Origin of the sequence: Actinophytocola sp. (assembly GCF_035712165.1) — a bacterium.
In the GTDB taxonomy this organism is placed as follows: Bacteria; Actinomycetota; Actinomycetes; order Mycobacteriales; family Pseudonocardiaceae; genus DASYTH01.
In genome coordinates this window covers 1-15197 of the sequence record NZ_DASTBH010000288.1, presented here as the reverse complement: position 1 = coordinate 15197, position 15197 = coordinate 1, and the positions used below count along the sequence as shown (strand labels likewise).

Genomic DNA, 15197 nt, shown 5'->3' with positions numbered 1-15197 from the left:
TGAGCGTCCAGCAGGCGGTGGCGGCCACCGCCACCCGGCCGGCCGAACTTCTCGGCCTCGCCGACGTCACCGGGTCCATCACCGCCGGCCGCGCGGCCGACCTGGTGCTCCTGGACGCCAGCCTGCGCCCGACCGCCGTGCTGCATCGCGGCGCGTGGGTCGACTGAACCCGTATACCGTTTCGCTGTGGCCGACGACCAGGAGCAACTGATCGCCGAAGCGCTGCGGGCTCAGGCGGCGCACACCCCGCTGCCCCCCGCCGGGCGGGCGAGCGAGGGCTACGGGTTGCTGTCCGGCACCGACCTGCCGCTCGGGCCGCCTGCCCAGCCGGCGACGACCGTGCGCATGCCCAGCGACGAGATCCCGGAGCCGCCCGCGACGCGCGTTCCGGTGCTGGCCATCCTGCTGCTGGCCGCCGCCCTGGGCCTGGCCGCGGGGGCGGTGGTGGGTCTGCTCACGTTGCTCTAGCCGGCCGCCAGGTACCGTCATGCGTGTGCCCGTGAACGCGATGTCGATCCTCCCGTCCTGGTTGGACCCGGAGGTCATCCTCACCAGCCTCGGACCGTACCTGCTCCCCGGCCTGTGCCTGATCATCTTCGCCGAGTGCGGTCTGATGATCGGCTTCTTCCTGCCGGGCGACTCGCTGCTGTTCACCGCGGGGCTGTTCGTGGCCCAGGGCTTCATCGACTACCCACTGTGGGTGGTGTGCGCGCTGCTGACCGTGTGCGCGTTCGTCGGCAACATGTGCGGGTACTGGATCGGCACCAAGGTCGGACCGGCGCTGTTCAGCAGGCCGGACTCGCGGCTGTTCAAACAGGAGTACGTGGACAAGACCCACGAGTTCTTCGACAAGTACGGCCCCCGGGCGATCGTGCTGGCCCGGTTCGTGCCGATCGTGCGCACGTTCATCACCGCGATCGCCGGGGTCGGCCGGATGGACCCGCGCAAGTACTTCGTCTACTCCGCCATCGGCGGCGTCCTGTGGGCCACCGGCGTCACCGTGCTCGGCTACTTCCTGGGCCAGATCCCGTTCGTGCACGAGAACATCGAGCTGATGCTGATCGTGATCGTGCTGATCTCGGTCATCCCCATCGCCATCGAGTTCCTCCGCGCCCGCAAGGAGCGCAAGGCCGAGGTCAGCGAGCCGGCCAACTAGACCTTCGACACCCGGACCACGTTCAAGGTGTGCGCGGCCAGGGCCCACATGTCTTTCGGGTCGCTGGTCCAGACCACACCGCCGCCGGCGTGGTCTGCGGTGGCGGCGACGATGGCATCCACCGCGGAGATGCCGCTGAACCGCGCCTGGTGCCGGAGTGTCGCCGCGTGCCGTGCGATCAGCTCCGTGACCTCCCGGATCACGCAGAGCCGCAGAATGCGGTTGACCAGGACATCCCGGCGCTGATCACCGGTCAGCGACTCGGCGAGTACGGCCGTGGACACCAGAGGCGGCCAGGCTCCCTGCTTCCGAAGGGCGATCAGGACGGCGCGGTCGTGCGCCACCGCGGTCAGCGCCCCCGAGTCCAGCACGATGGTCACGCCGTGCGCCGATCCTCGTCGGTCGGGTTCAGCATGCGCTCGACCCAGGCATCCGCACGGGCCTGGTCCTGCTCGCTCACCGGTCCGAGCTCGGTCTCCAACTCCGCCATGTAGGCGTCGAACGCGGCGATCTTGGCGCGGACCTCGAGCTCGTGCAGGATCGCGTCGCGAGTGAGCTTGGAGATGTTGAGGCCGGCCTCCTTCGCCTGCTGGAGGATCCCGTCCGGGACGGTGATGTTCACGCGAGCCATGCGCATAGGATACGTATTACAGGGCGAACATGGAGCCCGGGTTGAACAGGTTCGCCGGATCGAGGGCGTTCTTGATGTCCCGGTGCACCCGCAGGCCGATCGGGCCGATCTCGCGCGCCAGCCATTCGCGCTTGATCTTGCCGACGCCGTGTTCGCCGGTGACGGTGCCGCCCAGCCCGAGACCCACCTCGAGGATGTCGTCGAAGGCCTGGCGGGCGCGGGCGAACTCGGACTCCGAGGTGGGGTCGTAGACGATCGTCGGGTGCATGTTGCCGTCGCCGGCGTGGCCGACCACGGCGATGCGCAGACCCACCTCCGCGCTGATCCGCTCACAGCCGGCGATCAGCTCCGCGATCCGGGTGCGCGGCACGCACACGTCGTCGGTCAGCCACGCGCCGTACACCTCCAGCGCCATCAGCACCGCCCGCCGGGCCTTGAGCAGCAGCTGCCCCTCGGCCGGGTCGTAGGTGGTGTGCGCCAGGTCGGCGCCCACGTCGGTGCACACCTGCTCGATCGCGGTCAGCTCGCGCCGGGCCGCCTCGCCGCCCGAGTCGGACTGGCAGATCAGCAGCGCCGCACAGCCCTTGCCGGCGCCCAGCTCGGTGTTCAGGTACTCCTCGACCGCCGCGATCGACGACGCGTCCATGATCTCCATCAGGGACGGCACGATGCCCTCCCGGACCACCCGGCTGACCGCGGCGCCGGCCGCGCTGACCGAGCTGAACGCGGCGAACATGGTGCCCGGCGCCTGCGGCAGCGGGCGCAGCGCCAGCGTCGCCTGGGTGATCACCCCGAGGGTGCCCTCGCTGCCGATGAACAGCTTGGTCAGGTCGTAGCCGGCCACGCCCTTGACCGTGCGCCGGCCGGTGCGCAGCAGCTCGCCGTCGGCCAGCACCACGTCCAGGCCCAGCACCGAGTCGGTGGTCACGCCGTACTTCACGCAGCACAGGCCACCGGCGTTGGTGGACAGGTTGCCGCCGATCGTGCACCAGTCGTAGCTGGACGGATCCGGCGGGTAGAACAGGCCGTGCTTCTCCACCGCGTTGCGCAGGTCGAGGTTCACCACGCCCGGCTGGACCACCGCCAGCCGGTTGTCCGGGTCCACCTCCAGGATCTCGTTCATCCTGGTCAGCGCCAGGACCACGCACCCGTCGACGGCGTTGGCCGCGCCGGACAGGCCGCTGCCCGCGCCGCGCGGAACGATCGGCACGCCGGCCGCCGCGCAGGCCCGCACGACCTCCTGCACCGCCCCGGCGTCGGCCGGTAACACGACCGCCAGCGGCGAGCCGTACGGGGCCAGCGGCATCATGTCCCGCCGGTAGCTGGCCGTGACGTCCGGATCGACGAGTACCGCGTCGGCGCCGACCGCCGACCGCAACCTGGCCAACAGGCCATCATCCGCGCCCATCGTCGAACGGTAACTCTTCTTGAGTGATGCTTGAGCGGCCTCATACACATTTGCGAGTGGGCGATAGTCCATACACAAGCGGTGGAAGGGGGCGGGCGGATGACTCCCAGCGTGCAGAGCCGGGCGCTCGCCGCCCTGCTGACCGGCAGCCTGCGGCACGTCGCCGACCGCGCCCGACTGCACAACCCGGTGCAGCGCCGCCTGGTGCGTGAGCTGTTCAACCTGGTCGGCTGCACTCCGCTGGTCCGGGGCACCCGGGTCGACCCGGTCGCCGGGGCGGCGGTGCGCGGCGAGTGGATCGCCGCCCCGGGCGCCGACGAGGCCGCCGGGGCGATCCTCTACCTGCACGGCGGCGGGTTCATCCTGGGCGGGCCGCGCACCCACCGGCACCTGGTCTCGGCGCTGTCCGCGGTGTCCGGGCTGCCGGCGCTGCTGCTGGAGTACCGGCGGGCCCCCGAGCACCCGTTCCCGGCCGCGGCCGACGACGCCCTCGCCGGCCTGCGCTGGCTGCTCGAGGCGGGCTATCCGGCCGGCCGGATCGTCGTGGTCGCCGACTCCGCGGGCGGTCACCTGGCCGCCGGACTACTCGCCGACCTGCACCGCGGACGGTCGGCCATGCCGGCGGCGGCGGTGCTGTTCTCCCCGTTCCTGGATCTCACCGGCGCGACCCTGGACGCGCGGGACGCCGCCCGGCGCGACCCGTTCGTGCCGCCGGAACGGGTCCGGGAGTGCGGCCTGGCCTACGCGGGCCGGCTCGCCTTCACCCACCGGCGCCTCGACGTGCTGCGTGGGGACAAACGCCGCTGGCCGCCGATGCTGATCCAGGTGGGTGACACCGAGTGCCTGCTCGGTGACTCCGAGCGGCTCGCCGAGGCGGTCTGGGCCGCAGGCGGACACTGCGAGCTGCAGGTCTGGCCCGGTCAGGTGCACGTGTTCCCGGCGTTCTACCCGCTGCTGCCGGAGGGCCGGGCGGCGCTGCGGGACGCCGGCCGGTTCGCGCGGGCCGCGGTGTCCGCCTCGGTCGCGGCTACGGCGTGACCGTGGCGTTGGTCATCGCCGGGACGCCCGCAACCGTGGCCCCGTACGCTACCGGCGTGATGAATGTGTCCTTGGCGAGCGGGACGCCCACGGGCATCCTCGACTCGGCCGGACCGCTCATGGTGTGGGTGATCGTGCTCGGGTTCGTGTTCATCGAGTGCGCCTTCATCATCGGCCTGTTCCTCCCCGGCGACTCGCTGCTGTTCGCCGCGGGCGTGGTGCTGGCCCAACAGGACCTCGAGGGGCACGCCTGGCTGCTGTCCGTCGCGGCCATGCTGACCGCGATCGTCGGCAACATGCTCGGGTACTACATCGGGCACAAGACCGGGCACGTGATCGTGACCCGGCGCGGCGGCCGGGTGCTCAACACCGCGAACCTGGACCGGGCCAGGGATTTCCTGGACCGCCGCGGGTTCTGGGCGATCGTGCTGGCCCGCTGGATCCCGTGGATCCGCACGCTGGCGCCGCTGATCGCCGGAGCGGCCAAGATGGACCCGCGCCGGTTCATGGTGGCCACCTCGATCGGCGCGCTGGCCTGGGTGCCCACCCTGGTCCTGGCCGGCTACTACGCGGCCGGGCTGGTGTCCGGGATGCCGTGGCTCAAGGCCGTCGCGCTGTGGGCGAGCATCGCGTTCTTCGTGCTCGGCACCGCCTACGGCGTGTACCGCTACCGCCAGGAGATCCACCGGCCGGCCGACACCGTCGGTGCCGCCCGCGACTAGTCCCCGCGCTTGTCCACCCAGAGCACCAGTTGGATGCCGTCCGGGTCGCGCAGCGCGATCACCTCGGTGCCCGGGGCGGTCGGCTCCTCGGCGATCGGCGAGAACGTGACGCCGTGCTCGGTCAGCCGCTGCGACCAGGCGCGCAGCGACTGCGGGTCCGGCACCGCGAAGGTCAGATGGTCGAGCCCCGGGCGGCGCTCGTCGAACAGCGTCCCGCCGGAGTCGGGGTGCTGCACCAGGGTCAGCGTGATGCCGAACCCAGGCCCGCGCAGGAACACCCGGCGCAGCCCGCCTTCCTCGGACCCCTCCCGCCCGATCGTGCTGAACCCGAGCACCCGCTCGTACCAGGGCACGCTGCGGTCCACATCGGTCACGCTCAGCGCGACGTGATGGACGCCAGACAACTCGGGCACGGCGTGTCCTTTCGGAACCCGTTCGGGGGAAGGCAACTCCGCCATACTGCCGCACCCGCGGGCATACCACCGGCGAAGTTACGGGATCTTTGACAGGACGAGATCGGCGTCACCCATGGTCGCGCCGACCAACTCGGCGTTGCGCTGGTCGGAGCCCAGGGCGCGGTCCCGGGCGGCGTCCGGGGTGCGGCCGTGCGCCTGGTGCCGCGCGGTCAGCCAGCCGATCCGCTGCGCCTCCGGCGGGGCGAGGAACCAGACCTGGTCGAGCAACGGGCGCACCAGCGACCAGGGCGGGTCCGGCAGCAGCAGGTAGTTGCCCTCGGTGACGACCAGCGCGACGTCCGGGCCGATCGGCACGGCGCCGGCGACCGGCTCCTCGATCTCCCGGCGGAACTCCGGGGCGTACACGACCTCGTCCCGGGACTGCCGCAACCGGCGCAGCAGGGCCACGTAGCCGGCCGCGTCGAAGGTGTCCGGCGCGCCCTTGCGCTCGGTGCGGCCGAGCCGGTCCAACTCGACCTGGGCCAGGTGGAAGCCGTCCATCCCGACGTAGCCGGCCCGCTCGCCGAGTGCCTCCACCAGCCGCAGCGCCAGCGTGGTCTTCCCGGCGCCGGGCGGCCCGCAGATGCCGAGCAGGTGCCGCCGGCCGGGCACGACCAGGGCGCCGGCCCGGGCCACCAGGCCGGCGAAGCCGGTCACCGGCCACCCGAGATCGGCAGCACCGACCCGGTCACGAACGAGGCGGCGGCGGAGAGCAGCCACACCACGCCCTCGGCGATCTCGTCCGGGCGCCCGGCCCGGCCCATCGGGATCAGCGGCGCCAGCCGGTCCAGCCGGTCCGGCATCCCGGCGTTGGCGTGCAACTCGGTGTCCACCAGGCCGGGCGCCACCGCGTTGACCCGCACGCCCTCGGCGGCGACCTCCTGGGCCAGCCCGACGGTCAGCGCCTCCACCGCGGCCTTGCTCGCCGCGTAGTGCACCCACTCGCCGGGCGAGCCGCGCCGGGCGGCCGTGGACGAGACGGTCACGATCGACCCGCCGGCCCCGCCGTACCGGGTCGACATGGCGCGGACCGCGGCCCGGGCGCACAGGAACACGCCGGTCACGTTCACCTCGAGCACCCGCCGGACCACCGCGACGTCCTGCTCGTCCAGCCGGCCCGGGGTGTTGCCGGTGATCCCGGCGTTGTTCACCAGGCCGGCCAGCGGCCCGCGCGCGGCGGCGGCGGCGAACAGCCGGGTCACGTCGGCCTCGTCCGAAACGTCCGCGCCGACCGCGACCGCCCGGCCGCCGGACGCCTCGATGCCGGCCACCACCGCGTCGGCCTCGGCCTTGCCGGTGGCGTAGTTGACCACCACGTCATAGCCCCGGGCGGCCGCCAGCCGGCACACCGCCGCCCCGATACCCCGGCTCCCGCCGGTCACGATCACCACTGACACGCACGAATACTGTCAACAGGTGCGCTCCAGCATGGCCGCGGCCTCGAGCACCATCCAGCCGGACAGCTGCACCGACATGTCCCGCTCCAGCCGCGGGTCCCGGGCCGAGCGGGGACTGACCGCCGGCTGGGACCACTCCGGGCCGAACAGCGGGCCGCCCCGGGGGGCCACCGCGCGGTTGCGCCACGCCGCGCCCGCGGAGGAGAGCACCACGCCGGACGCCGCGCCGCCGGCCGTGGAGCCGAGCAACGGCAGCCGTACCGCGGCCAGCGCCAGGTACCGGGCCAGGATCCCGGCGAACAGCCCGCCGTCACCGGCGCCCTGGCCGGGCAGCACGCCGCCCTCGGAGAGCCGGTCGGCCACCGCGCTGACCGTCCGCTCCGCCCGGGACACCCACACCCCGGACGGGTCGCCGCTGGCCAACTCCAGGCAGGCACCGAGAAACACGCCCTGGCAGTAGGTATAGACGATCTTGACGATGTCCCGGACGGTGCCGTCGGGGTTCACGTGCAGGCCGTCCCACATCAGCCCGGTCGACCCGTCGAGCAGTGTGCGCTCCATCCATTCGGTCATCGACCGGGCCCGCTGCAGGTCCGACCGCTCGCCGCCGGCCCGGCTCCACCGGGCCAGCAGGATCGCGGCCGGGCCGTTGGCGGGCACGTTCTTGAAGTCGTCCTTGCGCCGCCACCAGATCCCGCCGCCGCCGTGGTCGGTCCAGCCCTCGCGCAGCCGGGCGGCGATCGGCCGCAGCGCCGGGGCGGCCACGAGCCCGGTCACCTCGGAGGCACGCAGCACGGCCAGCCCCAGCCAGGCGATGTCGTCGTAGTAGTCGTTGAGCCAGGTGCCGAAGTTGCGCAGCCGCACCCCGCGCACCAGCCGGGCGATCAGCGCGGCCCGGCCCGGGGTCGGATCGCGTAGCTGGGCGTCCACCAGGCAGTCCAGCAGGTGCGCCTGCCACCAGTAGTTCCATCGGCGGTGCAGCCGCCCGCCTGCCGACATCGGCCAACCGCTCACCCCCAGCTGGGTGCCGGGAATCGCCCAGACCCGACGCAGGTGCCGGCCGAGCACCGCCTGTTCCGCCTCCGCCGCGCGGTCCGCCCACACCTGGGGAACATCGGCCGCGCGCTCCGCCCCGTGTGTCACGCGAACCATGGTGCGCGCTGTATCGGTCCGGACGCTTGATGTTGGTTGGGCGTGTCGGTGTCGTGTGTCAATCTTGCTGGTATGACCACCACCGCGCACGTCACCTGCCCGCTGTGCGAAGCCACCTGCGGGCTGACCGTGACCATCGACGGCGAACGGGTCACCGGGGTTCGCGGTGACGGCGAGGACGTGTTCTCGCGCGGGTTCATCTGCCCGAAGGGTGCCTCCCTCGGGGCGCTGCACCATGATCCGGACCGGCTGCGCACGCCGATGCTGAAGCGGGACGGCGAGTGGGTCGCGGTCGGCTGGGACGAGGCGTTCGCCGAGATCGACGCCCGGCTGATGCCGATCATCGCCGAGCACGGCCGGGACGCCGTCGCGGCCTACGCGGGGAACCCGTCGGTGCACAACCTGGGTGGCGCGCTGTACGGGCCGGTGCTGTACAAGGCGTTGGGCACCAAGAACTTCTACTCCGCGAGCTCGGTCGACCAGCTACCCAAGCACTTCTCCGCCGGGTACATGTTCGGCCACCTGATGACCATCCCGGTCGCCGACATCGACCGCACCGACCACCTGCTCATACTGGGCGCGAACCCGTTGGTGTCCAACGGAAGCCTGATGACCATGCCGGACGCCCGGGGCCGGTTGCGGGCGCTGCGGCGACGCGGCGGCAAGCTGGTGGTGGTCGACCCCAAGCGCACCCGGACGGCGGAGGCCGCCGACGAGCATCACGCGATCCGGCCGGGCACCGACGCGCTGCTGCTGTTCGCGATGGTGTCGGTGCTGTTCGAGGAGAACCTGGTCGCGCTGGGCCGGCTGGCCGAGCACGTCGCGGGGGTGGAGCAGGTCGCCGCGCTGTGCGCCCCGTTCACGCCGGAGACGGTCGCGGACCGGACCGGGATCGCGGCCGCCGACATCCGGCGGATGGCGCGTGAACTGGCCGCCGCGCCCCGGGCCGCGGTGTACGGCCGGATCGGCACCACCACCCAGGCGTTCGGCACGCTGACCAGTTGGCTGGTGGACGTGCTGAACGTGTTGACCGGCAACCTGGACCGCGAGGGCGGCATGATGTTCCCGCTCGCCGCGGCCGGCCAGGCCAACAACCGGCCGGGCCGCGGCCGGCGCGGGTTCGCCACCGGCCGGTTCCGCAGCCGGGTGCGCGGGCTGCCCGAGGTGATCGGCGAGATCCCGGTGGCCACGCTGGCCGACGAGATCCTCACCCCCGGCCCGGGCCAGGTGCGCGCGTTGATCACCGTCGCGGGCAACCCGTGCCTGTCCACGCCGAACGCCGGGCGGCTGTCCGATGCGTTGCGGCAGCTGGACTTCATGGTGTCGGTGGACGTCTACCTGAACGAGACCTCCCGGCACGCCGACGTGATCCTGCCTGGCCCGACCGCGCTCGAGCGGCCGCACTACGACCTGGGCCTGTACCAGTTCGCGGTGCGCAACGTGGCCAACTGGACCCCGGCGGTGCTGCCCACCGACGTGCCGCAGGAATGGCAGACCCTGTTGCGGCTCACCGGAATCGTCACCGGCCAGGGCCCGAACGCCGACATCGCCGCGCTGGACGACTTCGTGGCGGCCGAGACCGCCCGCCGGTTCGGCGTGGACGCGGCGCTGGCCGCCGGCCGGACCGGCCCGGAGCGCCTTGTCGACCTGCTGCTCCGCGCCGGGCCCTACGACCTGACGCTGGCCGACCTGGAAGCCGCCCCGCACGGCGTCGACCTCGGCCCGCTGACGCCCCGCATCCCGGACGTCCTCGCCACGCCGAGCGGCAAGATCGAGCTGGCCCCCGACGAGATCACCGTCGACGTCCCCCGGCTGCGGGCCGAGCTCGACCGGCAGGTGAACGGCGAACTGGTGCTGATCGGCCGCCGCCAGCTCGGCTCCAACAACTCCTGGATGCACAACCTGGAACCGTTGGTACGCGGGCAGAACCGCTGCACCGCGCAGCTGCATCCGGACGACGCCGCCCGGCTCGGCCTCCGCGACGGCGCCATGGCTGCGATCCGGTCCCGGGCCGGCAAGGTCGAACTGCCGGTGGAGATCACCGACGCGCTGCGCCCCGGGGTGGTCAGCGTCCCGCACGGTTGGGGTCACGACGTCGACGGCATCCGCACCGCGGTCGCCACCGCCCACCCCGGCGCCAACACCAACCTGCTCGCCGACGACACCCTGCTGGACGCCCTGTCCGGCACCGCGGTCCTCAACGGCATCCCGATCCAGGTGGAACCCGTCCACAGCCGCACGACCTGATCGCCGGCTACCAGGCGGCGCTGAGGTCGGCGTGCTGGCGGATCCAGGCGTGCATGACGATGCCGGCCGCGACACCGGCGTTGATCGAGCGGGTGGAGCCGAACTGGGCGATCGACACCACCAGGGCGGCGTCGTCGCGCGCGGCCTCGGTGAGCCCCGGGCCCTCCTGACCGAACAGCAGCACGCAGTCCCGGGGCAGGGCGGCGGTCTCCAGCGGGACCGCGCCTGCGGTGTTGTCCACCGCCACCACGACCAGTTCCGAGGCCCGCGCGAAGTCCAGCAGCGACGCCATATCCGGATGGTGCGCCAGGTGCTGGTACCGGTCGGTCACCATGGCGCCCCGGCGGTTCCACCGGCGCCGCCCGACGATGTGCACCGCCCGGGCGAGGAACGCGTTGGCCGTGCGCACCACCGTGCCGATGTTGTGGTCGTGGCCGAAGTTCTCGATCGCCACGTGAAAGGGGTGCCGGCGCCGGTCGAGATCGGCGATGATCGCGTCCCGGCGCCAGTACCGGTAGGCGTCCACGACGTTGCGTCGGTCGCCGCCGGCGAGCAGTTCCGGGTCGTAGCGCGGGTCGGCCGGCCAGTCCCCGGGCCACGGCCCGACCCCGACCGGCTCGCCGAACTCCCACTCGGTCGGCCCCTGCGCTTCGGTCAACTCGACGCCACGAGCACGGTGCGCCGCCGCCACAGCAGGTACGCGCCGACGTAGGACACGATCAGCAGCACGATCGCGCCGACCATGACCACCGGCAGCAGCCCGCGCGGGATCAGGTCGTCGTAGATGTAGTACTCGTTGAACCCGCCGGGCAGCGGGCCGAGGCCCTGCCGGGCGCGCAGCCAGTCCTCCAGCGTGGTCAGCGGGCAGGGCAGCCCGGGCACCACGTTGACCGCGACGCCCCAGACCACGAACGCCAGGTGCACGAAGATCGTTTTGGGCCATACCCAGGCCAGGAACCCGCCGAGCCCGATGTAGAGCAGTGCCGCGAAGTGCACCACCACCGTGACGTCAGCGAGGAATCCGGCCACGACGCCGAGGTTACAACCCCAGGTCGGACCGCCCGAGCAGGGCGCGGTAGGGCAGCCCGAGGCCCTCGATCGCCTCGCGTGCGCCGGTGTCCCGGTCCACCACGGTGACCACCCCGACCACCACCGCCCCGGCCTCGCTGACCGCGTCGATCGCGGTGCGCACGCTGCCGCCGGTGGTGGAGGTGTCCTCGACCACGAGCACCCGCTGCCCGGCCACCTCGATGCCCTCGATCCGGCGCTGCAGGCCGTGTTCCTTGGCGCTCTTGCGCACCACGAACACGTCGAGCACCTCGCCGGCCGCCGCCGCGGCGTGCATCATCGCGCAGGCCACCGGATCGGCGCCGAGCGTGAGGCCGCCGGCGGCCACATAGCTCCAGTCCGCGGTGAGCTGCCGCAACAGCCGCCCGATCAGCGGCGCCGCCGCGTGATGCAGGGTCGCCCGGCGCAGGTCGACGTAGTAGTCGGCCTCTTTGCCGGAGGCGAGTACGACATGGCCGCGCACCACGGAGAGCTCGGTCACCAGCCGGGCCAGCTCACCCTTCGCGGTCGAATCGACAGCGGGAACAGCACCAGTTCGCACAAGAACCCACCCTTGCACACCGGCACCCCGGCCGCCGCGCACGACACAGGCCGCACCCAGACCAACGCAACCTCAGGGGACCGTGACGGCACTCAGCCACATTCCACCTGCCAACCGCACCATGGTCCGGAACGCAACAACCGCATCAATTCCGGAGAGGCGGATCAGCCGAAGCCGCGGTTGTCCTGTTTGAGGGCGGTGTCGACGGTCAGTGCCGAAGCGACCACGAGGCTGGCCAGTGGCTCGGGTAACGGGCGGTGGATCTGCAGCACGTAGTTGTCCGCGGTGGTGAACATGGTCTTGGCCATGCCTTCCCAGGTCTTGGTGATCCGGGCGACCTCCGTGTCGGTGTGGTCCCTGATCGCGAAGTTCCAGGAGACCCAGTTCTCCCCGAAGATGCCGCCGATCCGCTGACCGTTGACCACGTACCCGAACCTGATCTTGCCGATCATGTTCTCCTGGATGATCTCGCCGACCGGGTGCCCGCCGGGCCGCTGCACGATGATCCGGGACTTCATCACCTTCGCCGGCCGGGTCAGCACCAGGACCGGCTGATGGTTCGCGTCCCGCACCTCGAGGGTGTGCGTCATGAACTGGTCCAGGCTGGAGAAGAACCGGGCCGCCTTCTTCAAGGCAGTCTGACCGACCTGCGCCACCGAGCCGATCTGCCGGCCGTGCTGGTCGAACACCATGTACTCGTTGACCAGCTCGACCAGCTTGACCTTCTGGTTGACCACGAGCACCGGCTCGGTGAACAGCGTGCCGCCGCCCTGGCCGACCTGCCGGACGCCGGCCTGCTGCTGCTGGCGCCTGATCCGGTCCGGGTCCGGCGCGCGGCCGATCTCGAACTCGAACGGGTTCGGCGCGGCCTGTTGCCGGTGCTGGGTCCACTGCGCTCCGTCCCAGTAGCGCAACGTCGGCGAGCCGGGCTGCTCCGGGTACCAGCCGGGTGCGGGAGTGGTCATGTGCGGTCCCGTCCTTCGGAGAGCTTGGTCACCAGCCGGCGCACCAGGCCGGGCGGCAGCAGCCGCCCGAAGCCCACCAACGCCTTGTACTGCATGCCGGGCACCGAGCGGGACCGGCCGTGCCTGAGGTCGGCGAGGCAGTCGGCGACCACCCGGTCGGCCTTGAGCCACAGCCATTCCGGGGTGTCCGGCTCGCCGGAACCGGTGCGCTCGTGGAACTCCGTGTGCGTGAAACCCGGGCACAGCGCGAGGACCCGCACCCCGGTCCCGGCCAGAGAGATCGAGATACCCTCGGAGAACGTGGTCACCCAGGCCTTGGTCGCCGCGTAGACCGGGCCGGGGCCGGGGAAGAACCCGGCGACGCTGGACACGTTGACCACCGCGCCGAACCCCCTGGCCACCATGCCCGGCACCGCCGCCCTGGTCAGCCGCAGCACGCTGGTCACGTTCACGTCCAACTGGGCCTGCAGCTCGTCCATGTCGGCGGTCGCGAACGGCCCGGCCAGGCCGAAACCGGCGTTGTTCACCAGCAGGTCGACCGGTCTGTCCTCGTCGGCCAGCCGTTCCTCCACCCGCTTGCGGGCCCGGGTGGTGGACAGGTCGGCGGACATGACCTGCACGTCCACCCCGTAGGCGGCGGTCAGGTCGGCGGCGACCTCCTTGAGCCGGTCCCGGTTCCGGGCGACCAGCACGAGATCGTGGCCCTCCTCGGCCAGCTTCCGGGCGAACGCGAGCCCGATGCCCGCCGTCGCCCCGGTGACGAGCGCTGTTGACATGCCGACACGCTATCTGGTGACAGCATTCAAATTCCGGAGAGGCGGACCGCTAGTCGTCCGACTGCTCGATGGCCGACGGCTGCGGCGCGGGCTGCTCCTCCTGCTCGCCGACCGGATCCACCTCGGCGTCGAACGGGTCGACCACGTCGGCCACCTCACCGATGCTGCGCAGCAACCGTTCCAGCCGGGACGGACCGGCGCTCGGCGGAGCGGCGGCCAGCACCCAGCCGCCCTCGATCCAGGCCACCGGGATGTCCCCGCCGATGTCCTCGGTCGCGTCCACCAGGTCCGGGGTGATCAGCGCGCGGGCGGTGGCGATGTCGGAGACGAAGGCGTAGCGCTGGCCGACCGGGCCGAGCAACTCCGGCATGCTGTCCCGCTGGAACGGCACGTTCGGCAGCCACAGTTCGACCACCACCGGATGGGTGCGCCGGCACTGCACCGCGGCGATCACCGCGCCGATCCGGCCGGCGGTGTCCAGGTCGAACACGTACACCCGGCGCCGGCCGTCGGCGGTGAAGGTCGACCCGGCCACCACGTCGCGGGCCAGACCGCCGCCGTAGTACGCGATCGCGCCGCTGGTCCACTGGGTGGGCAGCACGCTGTCGGTCTCGGAGAACTGCCAGCCGCGCAGCGCCGCCCACCGGTGCCGTTCCCGGTTGCGCGAGGTCAGCCGCGCACGGTCGCGCAGCAACAACACCAGACCGAGGAGGGCGGCCACCGCGGCGACGGTGAACCAGGCCCAGGCGGGAACTCCCACGCCCGGCAGCGTAGTCGCCGCCGGGCCTGAACCAAGATCACCGTCCGGCGCGTCGCGCAATCACGTCCCGACCGTCAACGCCGAGTTGTCGTCCGCGATGTCCACGACGACGGTGTCGCCGTCGGCGATGGCACCGGACAGCAGTGCCTTGGCGAGCTGGTCGCCGATCGCCGAGGACACCAGCCTGCGCAGCGGCCTGGCCCCGTAGATCGGGTCGAACCCGTTGAGCGCCAACCAGTCCCGGGCCGCCGGGGTGACGTCCAGGGTGAGCCGGCGCTGGGCCAGCCGCTTGCCGAGCCGGGCCACCTGGATGTCCACGATGCTGGTCAGCTCCTCGGTGGCCAGCGACCCGAACACCACCACGTCGTCCAGCCGGTTGAGGAACTCGGGCTTGAAGTGCCGCTGCACCACGGAAAGCACCGCGTCCTTGCGCTGCCGCTCGTCCAGTGTGGCGTCGGCGATGACCTGCGAGCCGAGGTTGGAGGTGAGCACCAGGATCGTGTTGCGGAAGTCCACGGTGCGGCCCTGGCCGTCGGTCAGCCGGCCGTCGTCGAGCACCTGCAGCAGCACGTCGAACACGTCCGGGTGGGCCTTCTCGACCTCGTCGAGCAGCACCACGCTGTACGGCCGGCGGCGCACCATCTCGGTGAGCTGGCCGCCCTGGTCGTAGCCGACGTAGCCGGGCGGCGCGCCGACCAGCCGGGCCACCGAGTGCTTCTCGGAGTACTCGCTCATATCGATCCGCACGATGGCCCGCTCGTCGTCGAACAGGAACTCGGCCAGCGCCTTGGCCAGCTCGGTCTTGCCGACGCCGGTGGGGCCGAGGAACAGGAACGAGCCGGTCGGGCGGTCCGGGTCGGCCACCCCGGCCCGGGCCCGGC

20 protein-coding genes are annotated in these 15197 nt (G+C 72.1%); 6 read left to right on the top strand and 14 right to left on the bottom strand.

Going from position 1 to position 15197, the window contains the following annotated elements; genetic code table 11:
* The 3 genes from VFO68_RS16410 to VFO68_RS16400 all read left to right on the top strand — a co-directional run.
* A partial coding sequence (locus VFO68_RS16410; protein WP_325159162.1) for an amidohydrolase family protein occupies positions 1–167 on the top strand: 167 nt, incomplete at its 5' end.
* Between the two features lie 19 nt (positions 168–186).
* Entirely contained in the window at positions 187–468 is a 282-nt protein-coding gene (locus VFO68_RS16405; RefSeq protein ID WP_325159160.1) for a hypothetical protein, read from the top strand.
* 19 nt (positions 469–487) lie between these two features.
* Positions 488–1156 (top strand): DedA family protein, encoded by a 669-nt coding sequence (locus tag VFO68_RS16400; RefSeq protein WP_325159159.1) that lies wholly within the window; start codon positions 488–490, stop codon positions 1154–1156.
* Here VFO68_RS16400 and VFO68_RS16395 read toward each other — a convergent pair.
* Genes VFO68_RS16395 through VFO68_RS16385 form a run of 3 tightly spaced genes read right to left on the bottom strand, consistent with a single transcriptional unit; the run spans position 1153 to position 3195 of the window.
* Positions 1153–1536 (bottom strand): type II toxin-antitoxin system VapC family toxin, encoded by a 384-nt coding sequence (locus VFO68_RS16395; protein ID WP_325159158.1) that lies wholly within the window; start codon positions 1534–1536, stop codon positions 1153–1155. The two genes, VFO68_RS16400 and VFO68_RS16395, sit on opposite strands and share 4 nt — an antisense overlap.
* The gene (locus tag VFO68_RS16390; RefSeq protein ID WP_325159157.1) at positions 1533–1787 is read right to left on the bottom strand and encodes a type II toxin-antitoxin system CcdA family antitoxin; all 255 of its coding nucleotides are present in this window, start codon (positions 1785–1787) and stop codon (positions 1533–1535) included. The genes VFO68_RS16395 and VFO68_RS16390 overlap by 4 nt, the downstream gene beginning before the upstream one ends.
* Positions 1788–1803: 16 nt before the next feature.
* Positions 1804–3195, bottom strand: coding sequence for an FAD-binding oxidoreductase (locus tag VFO68_RS16385; RefSeq protein ID WP_325159156.1), 1392 nt, complete (start codon positions 3193–3195; stop codon positions 1804–1806).
* 99 nt (positions 3196–3294) lie between these two features.
* Between VFO68_RS16385 and VFO68_RS16380 the strand changes: the two genes are divergently transcribed.
* Both VFO68_RS16380 and VFO68_RS16375 read left to right on the top strand, forming a co-directional pair.
* Positions 3295–4233 carry an alpha/beta hydrolase gene (locus VFO68_RS16380; RefSeq protein WP_325159155.1) on the top strand — a complete coding sequence of 313 codons (939 nt, stop codon included), beginning with the start codon at positions 3295–3297 and terminating at the stop codon, positions 4231–4233.
* Positions 4234–4292: 59 nt separating this feature from the next.
* Positions 4293–4955, top strand: coding sequence for a DedA family protein (locus tag VFO68_RS16375; protein WP_325159161.1), 663 nt, complete (start codon positions 4293–4295; stop codon positions 4953–4955).
* Here the strand turns inward: VFO68_RS16375 and VFO68_RS16370 are convergent.
* From VFO68_RS16370 to VFO68_RS16355, 4 genes are all read right to left on the bottom strand, one after another.
* Positions 4952–5368, bottom strand: coding sequence for a VOC family protein (locus VFO68_RS16370; RefSeq protein WP_325159154.1), 417 nt, complete (start codon positions 5366–5368; stop codon positions 4952–4954). The genes VFO68_RS16375 and VFO68_RS16370 overlap by 4 nt on opposite strands.
* A 78-nt stretch (positions 5369–5446) precedes the next feature.
* Positions 5447–6067: a nucleoside/nucleotide kinase family protein gene (locus tag VFO68_RS16365; protein WP_325159153.1), complete on the bottom strand. Its 621-nt coding sequence runs from the start codon at positions 6065–6067 to the stop codon at positions 5447–5449.
* Positions 6064–6807 (bottom strand): SDR family oxidoreductase, encoded by a 744-nt coding sequence (locus VFO68_RS16360; RefSeq protein ID WP_325159152.1) that lies wholly within the window; start codon positions 6805–6807, stop codon positions 6064–6066. Before VFO68_RS16360 ends, VFO68_RS16365 begins: the two co-directional genes overlap by 4 nt.
* A gap of 12 nt (positions 6808–6819) precedes the next feature.
* Complete coding sequence (locus VFO68_RS16355) at positions 6820–7950, bottom strand: glycoside hydrolase family 76 protein (RefSeq protein WP_325159151.1); 1131 nt, start codon at positions 7948–7950, stop codon at positions 6820–6822.
* 81 nt (positions 7951–8031) lie between these two features.
* On the opposite strand from VFO68_RS16355, the gene VFO68_RS16350 reads away from it, so the two are divergent.
* Positions 8032–10206, top strand: coding sequence for a molybdopterin-dependent oxidoreductase (locus tag VFO68_RS16350; RefSeq protein WP_325159150.1), 2175 nt, complete (start codon positions 8032–8034; stop codon positions 10204–10206).
* 7 nt (positions 10207–10213) lie between these two features.
* On the opposite strand, the gene VFO68_RS16345 is transcribed toward VFO68_RS16350, so the two are convergent.
* The 7 genes from VFO68_RS16345 to VFO68_RS16315 form a co-directional block, all read right to left on the bottom strand.
* Positions 10214–10864: an RNA methyltransferase gene (locus tag VFO68_RS16345; RefSeq protein ID WP_325159149.1), complete on the bottom strand. Its 651-nt coding sequence runs from the start codon at positions 10862–10864 to the stop codon at positions 10214–10216.
* Positions 10861–11235, bottom strand: coding sequence for a DUF2784 domain-containing protein (locus VFO68_RS16340; RefSeq protein ID WP_325159148.1), 375 nt, complete (start codon positions 11233–11235; stop codon positions 10861–10863). The genes VFO68_RS16345 and VFO68_RS16340 overlap by 4 nt, the downstream gene beginning before the upstream one ends.
* A gap of 10 nt (positions 11236–11245) precedes the next feature.
* Positions 11246–11815 (bottom strand): orotate phosphoribosyltransferase, encoded by a 570-nt coding sequence (pyrE, locus tag VFO68_RS16335; protein ID WP_325159147.1) that lies wholly within the window; start codon positions 11813–11815, stop codon positions 11246–11248.
* Positions 11816–11979: 164 nt separating this feature from the next.
* Entirely contained in the window at positions 11980–12780 is an 801-nt protein-coding gene (locus VFO68_RS16330; protein WP_325159146.1) for a phospholipid scramblase-related protein, read from the bottom strand.
* A complete protein-coding gene (locus tag VFO68_RS16325; RefSeq protein ID WP_325159145.1) occupies positions 12777–13556 on the bottom strand; it encodes an SDR family oxidoreductase in 780 nt (259 codons plus the stop codon). The genes VFO68_RS16330 and VFO68_RS16325 overlap by 4 nt, the downstream gene beginning before the upstream one ends.
* Positions 13557–13605: 49 nt before the next feature.
* Entirely contained in the window at positions 13606–14316 is a 711-nt protein-coding gene (locus VFO68_RS16320) for a hypothetical protein (RefSeq protein WP_325159144.1), read from the bottom strand.
* A 60-nt stretch (positions 14317–14376) separates the two neighbouring features.
* The coding region (locus VFO68_RS16315; protein WP_325159143.1) for an AAA family ATPase at positions 14377–15197 on the bottom strand (821 nt) is incomplete at its 5' end.

Coding starts and splice junctions, on each gene's coding strand:
- VFO68_RS16400 (WP_325159159.1), top strand. CDS start 488: ATGCGTGTGCCCGTGAACGCGATGTCGATCCTCCCGTCCTGGTTGGAC.
- VFO68_RS16390 (WP_325159157.1), bottom strand. CDS start 1,787: ATGGCTCGCGTGAACATCACCGTCCCGGACGGGATCCTCCAGCAGGCG.
- VFO68_RS16385 (WP_325159156.1), bottom strand. CDS start 3,195: ATGGGCGCGGATGATGGCCTGTTGGCCAGGTTGCGGTCGGCGGTCGGC.
- VFO68_RS16380 (WP_325159155.1), top strand. CDS start 3,295: ATGACTCCCAGCGTGCAGAGCCGGGCGCTCGCCGCCCTGCTGACCGGC.
- VFO68_RS16375 (WP_325159161.1), top strand. CDS start 4,293: ATGAATGTGTCCTTGGCGAGCGGGACGCCCACGGGCATCCTCGACTCG.
- VFO68_RS16350 (WP_325159150.1), top strand. CDS start 8,032: ATGACCACCACCGCGCACGTCACCTGCCCGCTGTGCGAAGCCACCTGC.
- VFO68_RS16330 (WP_325159146.1), bottom strand. CDS start 12,780: ATGACCACTCCCGCACCCGGCTGGTACCCGGAGCAGCCCGGCTCGCCG.
- VFO68_RS16325 (WP_325159145.1), bottom strand. CDS start 13,556: ATGTCAACAGCGCTCGTCACCGGGGCGACGGCGGGCATCGGGCTCGCG.